Origin of the sequence: Ochrobactrum sp. MYb379, assembly GCF_037479515.1 — a bacterium.
Classification (GTDB): Bacteria; Pseudomonadota; Alphaproteobacteria; order Rhizobiales; family Rhizobiaceae; genus Brucella.
On the sequence record NZ_JBBGYW010000004.1, the window covers coordinates 288,882 to 301,899 of the forward strand.

Sequence of the window (13,018 nt, forward strand, 5' to 3'; positions counted from 1 at the left end):
CTTTAACGGAGTGCTTGCCCATATTTCTGTGTCGAATTACCTGCCGTGAAAACACGAAGATGCCTTTGCGGTAGGACTTGGGTGGAATATCAGCTCACGTTTTCAGCTCTGCTTCTCATTGATATTGATGTCAGTTCCGAGAGCAACCAATGTACCGCCTCTTTGTTGCACTGCTATGGGCGTTTCAGTTTTTGGGCAATCAGCAACTTTACCGCGCGTTTGGCGAATATTGACCGGATGGCCTCCTGGACAAACCATTGCGTCGTTTATCCGTGTGAAGCCTCCACGAAGTCAACCGTACCATCATCGACATACCATTCTTTTCATGGCTTCGTGCTGTTAATACGAATACAGCCCCTGTGAAAACACATGCCTTCGCGGTCAATGGTTTACAGTGATCGATCCGAAGAGATGGCGCGGGAAATCTGTACAGCCAGGATAAACAGAATTTTTGTCTGAGTTCGGCATAAATGCCAGGAACTGACGATACCATAATGAGACGACCCCGCTGGAGCCTCGTCGGGCTCGGTGGTACCTGCCATGATTAGAATTGAGCAGAGAATGGTCGAATTACCCTATCAATTTGATGAGTACGCTAATCAGCTCAAATAGTAGAAAAACCTGTTCTTCGAGAGGGCAACACGCATTATCGGTAATGAAGCCGAGGCTGCAGAGGTAGTTCCAATCGTTGATATCCAAATGCTTCACGCCAAGATCGGCAGGTTGGCGTTGGAGCACGATGTTTCGCCTGGTCTAGAATTCCCGCTTAGATAGTTGGATCGCTCAGCATGATAGGATAGCTGGGCGATAAACAATGATTGGCAGCTCCCACAAACTGTAAATAGGCCGTCATGCGAAGTCTCTAAGCTTCAGGCTTGGTTACGATCATTATCTGCCTTGATGTCGCGCATCGACGAGCCGCGTCTAAACGACCCTTGTCCCGGAAGTCGGATCTTGTAGGGACTTTTGAGCAACGGGAGCTCTTCTTCGTCGCGTGATCTGGTCCCCATAAAAAACTATGTTAGATAGCGCGCCCTTCGGTTGTCGTGTTGTAATAAAAGACTGCCGCAAACTGACTATTCCCTACCTTCCTTGATAACATACCATATGATGGGAGAGGGCATGTTGGGAGGTTGGTTCTTGGGATATATAATTGGTATTGCTTACTTCGTGGTATTTGTAACGGCACTAGTAATTATAGTTCGGTTCGGCCAGGTGCAATGTCAGGGTAAAATGCCGACAAAAACATTTACATTCATTGCATTGCTATTTACCGCTGGCCTTGACATGGGTCTCATCATGCTGCCGTTGTCAGATTTCAATCTTTTCGCGAATGATCGTTCTTATGCATTTACGAATCCACTCGCAATTGAATTTGGCATGTGGGGGCCACTCGTTTGGCTGATGTATTTCCTCTCAACATTTTACTTTGTAGTTCTGGAACCACGGCTCCGTATATTTGAACGACCTGTCATTAAAGTGCTATATAATATGACAATTATAGCAACCTGTGCATTTAGCTGTTTTCTGTTTGCTAATGCACTGCCTGGTTATCTTCCAGGCACGGGGTTTGCTTCTCAGAGTTTCATTGTATTGCTAGTGGTCGCTTGTTCTGTCTACTCGAGCGGGAATCTTCACTTTATGAAATGGTTAGCTGTGGGCTCTACCTGGCTATTCAGCTTGCTGCTTATATCCTGTTTGTTGCTTATATTTATCACGTTCGGATCCGCAGCTACGGTGAAATATGTCCATGATTTGGAACTATTAAACGGATATTTTTCCAACCTTTATCGGTTTCTTGAACCTATCAGTCAGTATCATGAGTTTTATTTGTATTGGTGGTTTGCCTGGAGTATTATGATTGGACAGTTTGTTTCAGTATTCGTGGGAGGCATGAAGGCTTGGCGATTAGCGGCCGCTATGGTGATATTACCGACAATACCAATCGCAATATGGTTCACGACACTATATTTTTTCTATGAAAGCGAGTTTAGGATTCCTGGCTGGTTGCAGATATTCATGATTTTCGTTGGACTGGTTTTTGTCGTTAACTCGCTTGATTCTTTGATAAGGCTTTATTGCTTGAACCTCTCTTGGACTAAGACTAAATTGGGGCCTGCACGATACTACATATGGAACTTTGGCTTACAAATATCACTTGTCGTTGCTTACCAGTTTACTCCATTCAGCATTGAATGGGTGGGGCTTATCGTCATTGGTTTGTATGCTCTTATCTACATTTCAGTTATCTTAAATCGAAAGGCCGTGAATATCGTACTCTCATAGCCTATTTATAATATGACAGAGAAGCTTGCATTTTTGAAGGAGAGGGCATTGGGACTTGGATTGACTTCCAATGGTTGCCGGCTGTTCTCTTCCTCCCACAAGTGATCTGGTAGGGTATGTATGAAAACTTAAACCGTCAGAATGTGGTTCATATACTTTTAAGCAAATAGACGTGCGGGCTTTGCGTCCCGACCCCTTAAATTCACACCGGCCAGAAAGGAAGCGACCTAATTTTTAAAAAGCATCCACGAGTTTTAGCGTGCTGTACAGTTTATAGAGATGTGTTGCCTTGATGACTGGACGGGAGCTCACAATCGGCTGTTTGAGGCAGTTGGCCATGTTAAAAGCAAAACGTGGTTCATAGGCTGTTGCGGATGTTGGGTTAGGTAGAAAAGAAATAACGGTTGTTTTTATGGGCGGCCTTTAACCTAGGGCATTTTCCGCTATGCCGAATTTTTACATATTCGCAATTACGTTCCTTATCGTGATTTTTTGGAAGCAACGGCCGAACGCTTCTGTTTAGGGCGTGCCGAGCATCGGAGGCTGAAATAGGGACAAGAAGCTGATTTTACGATCCTAATTCATTTGGGAAAGAAGATACTATAGAGACCATTCACGAACAATTCGTGAGCTTTTTACGCGGCAACAGCGACACGACGCCGATCAACTAGCTGCAATTTATTACGCTCGCTTGTATTCTCAATGCTGCCCCTTCGCGAATGTCCTGGATAGAAGACCCTCGCCAAGGTTTTTGCAGAAAGTGACATGACAAGGCAGCCTTTCCGGAGGCGCAATGCACCTGGATCGGATTTTCCGGGGTCGAGGAGGCATGTACGTTCACAGGAGATACAAATAGCTTATCGCATGTCTGCATGTGGATTGAATCATAACTCACTGTAAACATTCAGTTCATTTTTTGGAAAAGGCCAGAAATCAAACCATTCGCTTTGTTTTAATGCTGGAATTATATTTCATATATCCGCTTTCTGACCAACAGTTCTGCAAGTGAACGATTTAGCTCTATTGATGATTTTATCGCATTTAAAATGGTTATCTTAGAAGTCACCAACGAAGAAAGTATCGTCCGCTAATCGCTCCGATGACGCCAGTACCTACGACGCCGCCGGTGTACCAAATGGCGACAAAAGGGATCCCTGGTTCTGGACAGTGAAATGAATAGATGAAGACACTTATTCCGCCTGACACAATGCCCGCAGCTAAACCGGCCATCGTCGAACTGTAGGGGGCGAGTTTTCGTATAGCACTTAAGAGAGCTAATAATATCGGAAATGCGAGCACCATTATTAGTCCCGAGCAAACCCAGGCAGAGTTGCCAATTACAAGCGCCTTTTTTTGGTTAGGTAGAACACTGAACATGTCTAATACTGCTAAAAATGTAAGGCAAATAATTAACAACAAAAACTTTTTCCAAGGAAAAGTAGAGCGTACGGGACGAGACAATGCCAGTAAGGGCGGTAACATTATAGCAAGCAGCGATGCGGCATATCCGAACTTAACCCATAGTGTGGGCGTAAACATTGCAGTTGTAAGATCATGGCGTACGCCAAGCAGCACAATCATAATGGACGCAGCCATCACGAGGCCAAAGATTGCATGTTTTAAAAATAATTTTTGCATCGCCTGACGAGAAACTGGCTTCATGTCGTCTACGAGTTGATTAATAACGTCAGTGAGCAAGCTATTTCCCTCCGAACCGCCTTATAAGCTTCGACAAGCCACGATGGATAGCAACTTTTACAGCACTTTGACTCAAACCGCTTAAATGTGCGGCGTCTTCAATCGAGAGACCCTCTACTCTTACGCTGCGGATCAGAGTAGAAGTTGGCTCTGGTATTTCGCTTAGTATACGGTCAACATCAAGACGAGCATTAATAGTACTGGATACATCCACTGTAGGTAAATCTTCCTCCATAAGTGTCATCATTTTGTGTCTGCGCTGTCGCAAAAAATCAACAAGCTTATAATTGGCGATGCCTTTAACCCAAGGCAGTAAAGCCATATCACGGTTATACGTTATGCGTCGAGTGTGTATTGCCAGCAGGGTGTCCTGCACTAAATCCTGCGCGTCCATCACCCACCGTTCATGTAAACGACGCTTAAAATAGGCCTCTAACACGCGAGCAAGTTCATTCAACAGGTCTCGGTAAGCCGTAGCATTTCCGTCCAGTGCCTTGAGCATCAGAGACTTCAATCTTTCCTCGTTAGAATAGGTCAGATGTTGCTCCACTTCATGTCTTAATTTTTGAATTGAGTACGGTTTTTCCCACCGTGAAGTAATCACATAATTGTGTTTGCTGTAACCTTTCACACAAAATTGCCGAATATGGTTTTGTTAAGCGCAGCTTGCGCAAACCTAAAGGAGTTTCATTATGAACATTAAAAAGACCCTAACGGTCATTCCTACATTTATTTTGTTTGCTGGTCTTTCATTCGTTCCGGCTTCATTTGCGAATGACGCCATGAAAACAGATAGTATGCATGGTGATGCAATGCAGCAGGATGGCATGAAAACCGATGCTATGCACAAAGATTCAACCGATAACATGAAAAAAGATAGCATGCATGGTGATGCAATGCAGCAGGACGGTATGAAAAAATAACATGAGCGAATTCGCCCGCTAATCATACAAAATTAGCGGGCATTTTATTGATCGGTACACCATGAAACAGCTCGTTTACCGTCAGCGTTTACTGACACGACTAACACACTGGTTGTGGGCTATATGTATTTTCTTCCTATTTTTTTCTGGGACCCAGATATTCAATGCGCATCCCACGCTTTATCTGGGAAATGAATCTGGATTTAACTATGATAATGCCGTTCTTTCTGCGTATGCAGTGACGGGAGACGACGGCCCAGAAGGGCGCGTCAGAATATTCGGAGAGGAAATAAATACGACAGGTGTCTTTGGCGTTTCAGGCAATCCGGATAATCCAAGCTATCAAGGTTTTCCATCAACCTTGACTATTCCCTCATACCGAGACTTAGCTAGTGGGCGAATTGTTCATTTCTTTTTTGCCTGGCTTTTCGTGGTCAACTTCTTCTTTTGGCTTTTTGGCGGCTTCGCAAACAAGCATATTCAACACGATATACTACCGTCGAAAACCGATCTGCGGCGTTTGCCGACTGATTTTATTGCGCACCTGAGATTACGTTTTCATCACAGAAAGCAATATAATCCCTCGCAAAAGCTTATGTATTTTGGTGTTATGTTTGGACTCTTTCCGATCATCATTGTTACAGGTCTTGCAATGTCACCAGGAGCAGATTCAATACTACCTCTGACACATTGGTTGGGTGGGCGCCAGACCGCACGGACATTGCATTTTGCAGCCTGTCTGCTGATTGTAGGCTTTTTTGTACTGCATATAGTTATGGTGTTAGTAGCAGGGCCGGTTAACCAATTGCGCTCGATTGTTTCAGGCTGGTTCAAGGTGGATGTAAACACCGATCAGATAGGACAAGATCATGATTAAGCTTAATCTTAGCCGTCGAAAATTTTTAACTTTAGCAGGAATCGCTACATCAACCTCTGTGCTTAGCGGGTGTGATGCCTTTGATTTCATTGGCAGTGACACAAATATGGTCCGCCAAACCTTGCAAAAGGCGAATAGCCTGAGTTATGTTGCCCAACGGAGCTTGCAAGGGCCTGTTACGCTGGCACGTGAGTACAGTCAGAGCGAAATTCGCCAGGGACAAAAACCTAATGGTGCAAAAAATCCTGCAACAGAGGAATACCTGGCACACTATAAAGCGGCTTTTGCTAATTACAGGTTACGGCTTCATGGCCTCATAACGAAGCCTATCAGTTTCACGCTTGATGAATTACGAAATATGCCTCAACGTTCTCAAGTGACACGACATGATTGTGTTGAAGGTTGGAGTACGATTGCGAAATGGACGGGGGTTCCACTTAGTTATATAATTGATCAAGCTCATCCTGCATCTACAGCGCGTTACATAATATTGCACTGCTTTGACCCTATCGAAACATCTAACGGTCCCGACCTGTTTTATGGTAGTATAGATCTAATAGATGCCCGACATCCACAAACTATTTTAGCCTATGCGCTCAATGACGCCTCTCTGCCTGTTGAATACGGAGCGCCACTGAGGTTGCGCGTAGAAAGACAGCTTGGCTATAAAATGAGTAAGTATGTAAAATCGATAGAGTTTGTTTCCAGTTTTGCAAATATCCAGGGCGGTCGAGGCGGTTACTGGGAAGATCAAGGATACGACTGGTATGGCGGCATATAGATATTAGGTATCAGGCACTGATAATCAATATTATTGAGATTTGATTAATTACAAGCTTAATGCCGACTTACGCTAATAAATGGTTTTATATTACAGATGAATATAGATTGGAATGCTTATTATGGTACTTTCTCTAACACGAATCGCAACAACTTGCGCTTTGCTGATAACTACACCCGCTTTAGCGGACCCTTTTTTAGCCGGTTTCGACTATGGATGGGCTGTCAATTTTCAGACCATTATTAGTCAGAAACAAGCGCTACGCATGGCCTATATTGACGTGAAACCGAAACAAGCAAATGGCCACACGGCGGTTCTCCTTCACGGGAAAAATTTCTGTGCGGGCACGTGGGAAACCACTATCAAGTCTTTATCAGATGCAGGATATAGGGTTATTGCACCAGATCAGGTGGGCTTTTGTAAGTCGTCGAAGCCAATGGTTTATCAATATGGTATAAATACCCTGGCGGCCAATACGCATGCTCTGTTAACTGAGCTTAAGGTGACCAACCCCATTATGATCGGCCATTCTATGGGCGGCATGTTGGCAATGCGTTACGCACTGCAATATCCCACGTCGTTAGAAAGGCTTGTCCTGGTTAATCCTATAGGATTGGAAGATTGGCGCGCGAAAGGAGTTCCCAATGCGACAATTGATGAACTGTACACGAAGGAACTAAAAACAACAAAAGAAAGCATCAAATCTTACCAGCGCGCGACATACTACAATAACACATGGAAGCCTCGGTATGATCGTTGGGTTAATATGCTGGAATCTATGTATGAAGGCTTAGGAAATGAAATAGTATCGTGGAATCAAGCGCAAACATACGACATGATTTTTAATCAACCTGTCATTCATGAGATCAGTAACATTCATGTTCCCACTGTGCTGATGATCGGCTTAAAAGACAATACTGCCATTGGCAAAGAACGAGCGGATATCGAACTTGCGCGCACACTGGGTAACTATCCTCAACTTGCGAAGAATGCTGCGGAGCAGATTCCAAACTCGAGGCTGATTACTTATGCGAATTATGGACATGCACCGCAAATACAAGACCCTGATAAATTTAATATGGATCTTCTTAAAGCTATCAAAACCGACTGAAGGTAATTGATACGGCGAACGGGTTCACTTCAAAGACGATCAGTTAAAATGGTTTTAGGAGCTATTCATGAAAAGCACATGGTTACATTGCGTAGATTTCCAATCGGAACGGTTCTTGCCAAAGCAGTTAAGGGAAACTCTAAGCGCAGCTCGACGTCGTAGTGCTGTGTTTTGCGTCCGTCTCTGTTAACTTAAGATGGGATTGTTAAGGATGTGAGTAAGAAACGATATTAATTGGCCCAACATTGTAATGGCTATTAAATGTTCAGCGATGAAACGAAGCCTTGGGACCGTGCGCCACTGAATTGAATGCTGCATAAACAACAATTAAGTCGAGTCGATCTGTGACCAGAGGAACATAATGCATTTGTCCGGACTTGGCTTTAATAACTCAATACTATCTTGCTATACGACTTCTTAGGGAGGTCAATTTTGTGCTGATGACGAGATGGAATAGGGTATAAGACAGAGTTTCTATCTTGCCGATAGGATCAGGGATGAATGTCATACTTAGTGATTCGATGAGACGACGGGTCTTTTCAGCTTAATTTGTAACGCGTCAACGTCATCTATTGTTGGTGTGCTTTATACAATTGATAGAGTTTTGACATCATTGATAAATGGTACGGAGGAATAATTATGAACACGCTTAACAGACGTAACTTTCTCACTATTACTGCAGGTGTTACTGCTTTTGCCGCGGCCACTAAGGCAGGCATGAGTAAGTCTATTATCAATGCGACATCTGCAGATACTAGTGCCTTGTTTGTTTTGCCACCACTCCCATACTCTAAAAACGCGCTAGAGCGATCAATCGACACTCAGACCATGACGCTTCATCATGATTTCCATCATGCAACTTATGTGAACAATCTCAACAAAGCGGCGAATGCTGCACCGCAAATATTGAAATATCCGATTGAGTATCTACTTGCCAATCTTAATAACGTCCCTGAAAGCGTGCGTGCTACCGTACGAAACAATCTGGGCGGCCATGCCAATCACTCCATGTTCTGGCAGATTATGAGCGGGGATAGCGGCAACGCTCATGGCGAAGTGTTAGCAGCGATTAACCGCGATCTTGGCGGTTTGGATAAGCTTAAAACTGACTTCGATATGGCTGGCAGCCGCATCTTCGGATCTGGTTGGGTGTTTGTCACCGTTACACAAGATGGCAAGCTTGCGATTGAAACACGCTCCAATCAGGATACCCCGTTAATGGATAATAAACGTGTACTTTTTGGCAATGACGTGTGGGAACATGCCTACTATCTACGCTATCAAAATCGCCGCAACGATTACCTCGAAGCATGGTGGGATGTAATCAATTGGGCCAAGATCAACGAACGCTACATTGATGCCAAAAAGGGAGTACTTGGCATCTAATTTTTTATTCGAAAAGTTGCTTCCTAAATGCGGTGAGCGGCGTCAAAATAGCTCGCCGCGGTTTGATTTACTAGTTTGAATAATGATACGAAAATAACTTGTTGGCCTTTATCTGTTTATTCTGGATCGCTCTCTCGAGCCACGACAGTCGAATAGATTTTACATTAAACTGAATATAATCTAGCTTGAAGTCGGAGCAACAAGGAATGGCGCCAAGTACCAACCGGGCTACGGCTGAGGCTATTATAAGCTCAATTAAACATTTCCTATGATGCGAAAAGTGTTGTCTTTATCGATGTCGGGGTGGTTACTCAGGAAAGTATTGATAATATCCTCGGTGACATCGTCCGAAGTTTAGTGAAAGTACGACACCAGATATTGCTTCTCGAGTAGCATTTGTGGGTTGACGGAAATTATTATCGTATCTTAAGCGATGATTGGCTTTTGACGGTGCGACTGTTCTTGCTTTATGGTTCCATCACAACAATTTCACGTACACAGTTATAAAGCTACAATCATTACATTAAAGTGCTATTTGTCATTCCTGCCGATATGTAAAATTTATATAAAGCATGTGGTTGCTGGTACGATACGATGCCAATCCGGATGTGCTCGTGCATGATCAGCACGCGTCATTTTAGAAGAGTGACGTATACGGTTGCCAACAGCTCACCATATACGATGAGATACTGATTTTTATTCAAGCAAAGTCGAGCGCAACGTGCATTTCTGGTTGCAACGGGGAGTCCTGCCAGGTTTAGGGTGGGTCAATAATTAAATTCAGACTTGGAAACAGCTTAGCTATTTGGCGCGATATATTCGTTTCCATATTGGAAATAAATTTCTCAATTATATCCGTAGTTTAGCGCGACAATTTTGTAAAGTTTAAAACCATTTCCATATCGGAAACGATATACTCTGTTACCACCATATGCACACCTGTATTCGATCATCGTTCAGACAACTTTGGGAATGATAGGGCTTATGAAATCCTTCGCGCGTTTTTTTCTTTTTGTATGTAGTTGCCTGATTTCGTTCTCTCATTTCGCCTATAGTCAAGGTGTTGATGGAGGTATTCATACACCGCCATCGATCGGATATGTCGGAAAGGATTATGGTGGTCATCAACTATATAGCTTGAGGAGTGGTGAAAATATTAAGTGCAACTATAGTGGATTTCCTCCCGAGTTAACATTGAAATATGTATTAGATGGTTTGATAATTTCTGGAACTCCCACTAAGGCGGGCCGCTATTATCAAACTATTACGGTCTATGCAGGAGCGCGGTATGGAGGCGGGTCGTTTGAAGAGGCTGGGTATATTGAGATCAAAAATGCATATGTTATCAACTTAAATCTAACAGGTCTGCCTTATGGCTCGCATAAGGTGACTGCGAGTGGTGGTACAGCGCCTTATAACTACACGATCACCGGTCTTCCAGACGGCCTGAAAGCCGCTTCGGTGTGATAAACATATGAAATTATTAAAGATATTGTTATTATCGAATAATACACACAGATTTTGATTTTATGAAGTGTTTATTACGGCATTACATATCCATTTAATGATCTAAAGAGCTGTCGCAGCATAAAAGTACGGGCCGATTTGAGGGCGCTATATGTCTTTTGAAATATGAGTGTTAACCCCATAGTCTTATGTACCAATATTATAATGTATTATAATGTTACAAATATATCTGGTGACTATGGTTGTTAAGAATAACGAAATGATTTCTAGTGAGATATGGCTTGTGGGGTCAAAGGACGATGTTGCGAAACTTGAGCAAAGGAAGTGGATTTTACAATCTCGCAACCATTATGTTTCTTCTTTTAGTCATATGCGGAGCAGCGGCGGGTTATTTTATTGGTGAAAATCTACGGAGGATGAGTGATGAGCAGAAAATAAACGCTTACTTAGAATCATTGCTATCTCATGGTGATAGACTGATAGACTCAGCGCGCAGTACTCTGGATCTGGCGGAGCATTCACCCTATCAAATTTGCTCAACGGAAGATCACATCTATTTACGCAGGCTCTTGTTCTCAGCCTATCAAGTTAAAGATATAGGTCGACTAGTTGAAGACAGGTTGTTCTGTTCAACGCTATTGGGTGACGTCACAGGGCAAAAGAGCCGTTCAACGGCGGATGTTCTACTATCGGATGGGACATATGTTTACTCCGAACGCCCATTGGTCACTCCTGGACCTAACGGGCCTGTTATGGGCAAAGGTAACTCAAATGTTGTTCTGAGCCCCGGAGCTTTCGACCTCCTGCATAAGCCAGAATATTCATTTGCTATATTCGTCAGCGACTCTGATTGGATTAATTTTGCGCAGCTTTACGAATACCCTGCTAATACCGGTCTAAAACCTCTTCCAGAGGGTCGCAAGAGGCAGATTTCTGAATGGAATAATCAAATTCATGCCTATGACTGTCAGCCGGAGAAGGGCATTTGTATAGCATTAAAAGCTAGTGTCGATCGCACCAGTCTTCTTGCTCGATTACAATCAATTCTCGCGATTGTGCTTGGTATTCTTACTGTAAGCTGTCTTAACCTTACCTGGCGCGCTTATAACAAGCGTGACCGTTCACTAATGATGCTTTTGTCGAGAGCGTTGACGAAGAAAGAATTGGATATTGTGTATCAGCCGATGGTCAACGTTATTAGTGGAGAAATCGTTGGCTTCGAAGCATTAATCCGTTGGGAAATTCACCCAGGAGATTTTGTTCCCCCAGATGTCTTCATCAAGCGGGCGGAAAAGAGTGAGCTTATTCATCATATAACATTTTATGTTATCGACGCAGTGATTAATGAGATGGCAGAGCTCTTGCGTAGAAAACGTGACCTGCGAATTAATATTAATGTAAGCGCTCGTGATCTGCACGATGATGAATTTGCGCCTAAGCTGGAGGCGCGTCTACTGCAAGCTCAAATTGAACCTTATCAGATAGGATTGGAGCTAACCGAGCGCACCGCTGTTGACTGTGTTACCGGTTCAGAAGTTATTCAACTTTTACGTGACAAAGGTCACCTTGTCTATATAGATGACTTTGGGACTGGCTATTCCAGTCTTGCTTATCTTGGCGAGTTGAGCGTCGATGCCATCAAAATCGACAAAGCGTTCACACGAGCTTTAACGCTGGATAATGCTGTTTCAATTATACCACAAATACTAACAATGGCACGAAAGCATCATCTACACGTGGTGGCGGAAGGCATTGAAACGGAGATGCAGGCGGCCTATTTCCGCGTAGAGTGTGCATCCGAACCCCTGCCTGTCCTGGCACAAGGGTGGTATTTCGGGGAGCCGGTATCAGCAGTTTCCATTATAGAGCGTTTGCGCTAAATCGTCTTAATCGGGCTATTATGTCGGACTTGGAATCCCATGCTGAATATCGGCTGATTAAAATATAGGAACCTATTCTTTCCTAACCTCTATCTACGCTGACAGCGCCTTACCGGTGAGCAATTGACGACAAAGACAGGCGCGTCTCCGGCTGCTTAAAGCTGGGTTTTCGGTTGTGCGCTGCTCTTGTGTATAAAAGATTCAGACCCAGCCGAACCCGTCAACTGTTACCAATATACCGAGCCTGATGACTAGTTCCATTTCGAGTTCGAGCGGTATAGTCGCCTGAAGCGTATAGGTCATCAGAATACGCAAAGCCTATCTGCCAAAATGAGCGCATATGTACAATTGGCATCGACCCATTGCTGGATAGAAACAAAACACTAATCAGTCGCTTCGGTTTTGACCAGTATAATCCATTGAGCTATCAAATCTAACTACTGGCCGAGCAAGAGGTTTGGCGGTGTCAAACACAGTCCCTTTGAATCTGCTGAATTTTCGCGACAAAGCCAATTGGTCTTGATAATCTGTAAGCTCGCTGATTATAATCAGCTTATTAAGCTAGGTGTTTAATAAACTTATAGAGTTATTATAATATAAATCTAATTG

10 protein-coding genes are annotated in these 13,018 nt (G+C 43.6%); 8 read left to right on the forward strand and 2 right to left on the reverse strand.

All coding sequences use genetic code 11. The features are described from left to right. Positions 1-1,122 precede the first annotated feature (1,122 nt). The gene (locus WH356_RS11320) at positions 1,123-2,286 is read left to right on the forward strand and encodes a BCCT family transporter (RefSeq protein ID WP_339510800.1); all 1,164 of its coding nucleotides are present in this window, start codon (positions 1,123-1,125) and stop codon (positions 2,284-2,286) included. Positions 2,287-3,348: 1,062 nt separating this feature from the next. Here WH356_RS11320 and WH356_RS11325 read toward each other — a convergent pair. Together WH356_RS11325 and WH356_RS11330 are read right to left on the reverse strand one after the other, a co-directional pair. Further along, positions 3,349-3,984, reverse strand: a complete 636-nt coding sequence (locus WH356_RS11325; RefSeq protein WP_339510802.1) for a DUF1109 domain-containing protein — start codon at positions 3,982-3,984, stop codon at positions 3,349-3,351. Between the two features lies 1 nt (position 3,985). Further along, complete coding sequence (locus WH356_RS11330; protein WP_339511183.1) at positions 3,986-4,486, reverse strand: sigma-70 family RNA polymerase sigma factor; 501 nt, start codon at positions 4,484-4,486, stop codon at positions 3,986-3,988. Positions 4,487-4,676: 190 nt separating this feature from the next. Here WH356_RS11330 and WH356_RS11335 point away from each other — a divergent pair, with 190 nt between their 5' ends. From WH356_RS11335 to WH356_RS11365, 7 genes are all read left to right on the forward strand, one after another. Next, positions 4,677-4,907: a pentapeptide MXKDX repeat protein gene (locus tag WH356_RS11335; RefSeq protein ID WP_339510804.1), complete on the forward strand. Its 231-nt coding sequence runs from the start codon at positions 4,677-4,679 to the stop codon at positions 4,905-4,907. A gap of 61 nt (positions 4,908-4,968) precedes the next feature. Then, the gene (locus WH356_RS11340; protein WP_339510806.1) at positions 4,969-5,784 is read left to right on the forward strand and encodes a cytochrome b/b6 domain-containing protein; all 816 of its coding nucleotides are present in this window, start codon (positions 4,969-4,971) and stop codon (positions 5,782-5,784) included. Further along, positions 5,777-6,565: a molybdopterin-dependent oxidoreductase gene (locus WH356_RS11345; RefSeq protein WP_339510808.1), complete on the forward strand. Its 789-nt coding sequence runs from the start codon at positions 5,777-5,779 to the stop codon at positions 6,563-6,565. The genes WH356_RS11340 and WH356_RS11345 overlap by 8 nt, the downstream gene beginning before the upstream one ends. Positions 6,566-6,686: 121 nt before the next feature. Further along, positions 6,687-7,676, forward strand: coding sequence for an alpha/beta fold hydrolase (locus WH356_RS11350; protein ID WP_339510810.1), 990 nt, complete (start codon positions 6,687-6,689; stop codon positions 7,674-7,676). 639 nt (positions 7,677-8,315) lie between these two features. Further along, positions 8,316-9,062 carry a superoxide dismutase gene (locus tag WH356_RS11355; protein ID WP_339510812.1) on the forward strand — a complete coding sequence of 249 codons (747 nt, stop codon included), beginning with the start codon at positions 8,316-8,318 and terminating at the stop codon, positions 9,060-9,062. 984 nt (positions 9,063-10,046) lie between these two features. Beyond that, a complete protein-coding gene (locus tag WH356_RS11360) occupies positions 10,047-10,529 on the forward strand; it encodes a hypothetical protein (protein WP_339510814.1) in 483 nt (160 codons plus the stop codon). 299 nt (positions 10,530-10,828) lie between these two features. Further along, positions 10,829-12,409, forward strand: a complete 1,581-nt coding sequence (locus WH356_RS11365; protein WP_339510816.1) for an EAL domain-containing protein — start codon at positions 10,829-10,831, stop codon at positions 12,407-12,409. The last annotated feature ends 609 nt before the right edge of the window (positions 12,410-13,018 follow it).

Coding starts and splice junctions, on each gene's coding strand:
- WH356_RS11345 (WP_339510808.1), top strand. CDS start 5,777: ATGATTAAGCTTAATCTTAGCCGTCGAAAATTTTTAACTTTAGCAGGA.
- WH356_RS11365 (WP_339510816.1), top strand. CDS start 10,829: ATGTTGCGAAACTTGAGCAAAGGAAGTGGATTTTACAATCTCGCAACC.
- WH356_RS11330 (WP_339511183.1), bottom strand. CDS start 4,486: ATGCTCAAGGCACTGGACGGAAATGCTACGGCTTACCGAGACCTGTTG.
- WH356_RS11355 (WP_339510812.1), top strand. CDS start 8,316: ATGAACACGCTTAACAGACGTAACTTTCTCACTATTACTGCAGGTGTT.
- WH356_RS11340 (WP_339510806.1), top strand. CDS start 4,969: ATGAAACAGCTCGTTTACCGTCAGCGTTTACTGACACGACTAACACAC.
- WH356_RS11360 (WP_339510814.1), top strand. CDS start 10,047: ATGAAATCCTTCGCGCGTTTTTTTCTTTTTGTATGTAGTTGCCTGATT.
- WH356_RS11350 (WP_339510810.1), top strand. CDS start 6,687: ATGGTACTTTCTCTAACACGAATCGCAACAACTTGCGCTTTGCTGATA.
- WH356_RS11335 (WP_339510804.1), top strand. CDS start 4,677: ATGAACATTAAAAAGACCCTAACGGTCATTCCTACATTTATTTTGTTT.
- WH356_RS11320 (WP_339510800.1), top strand. CDS start 1,123: ATGTTGGGAGGTTGGTTCTTGGGATATATAATTGGTATTGCTTACTTC.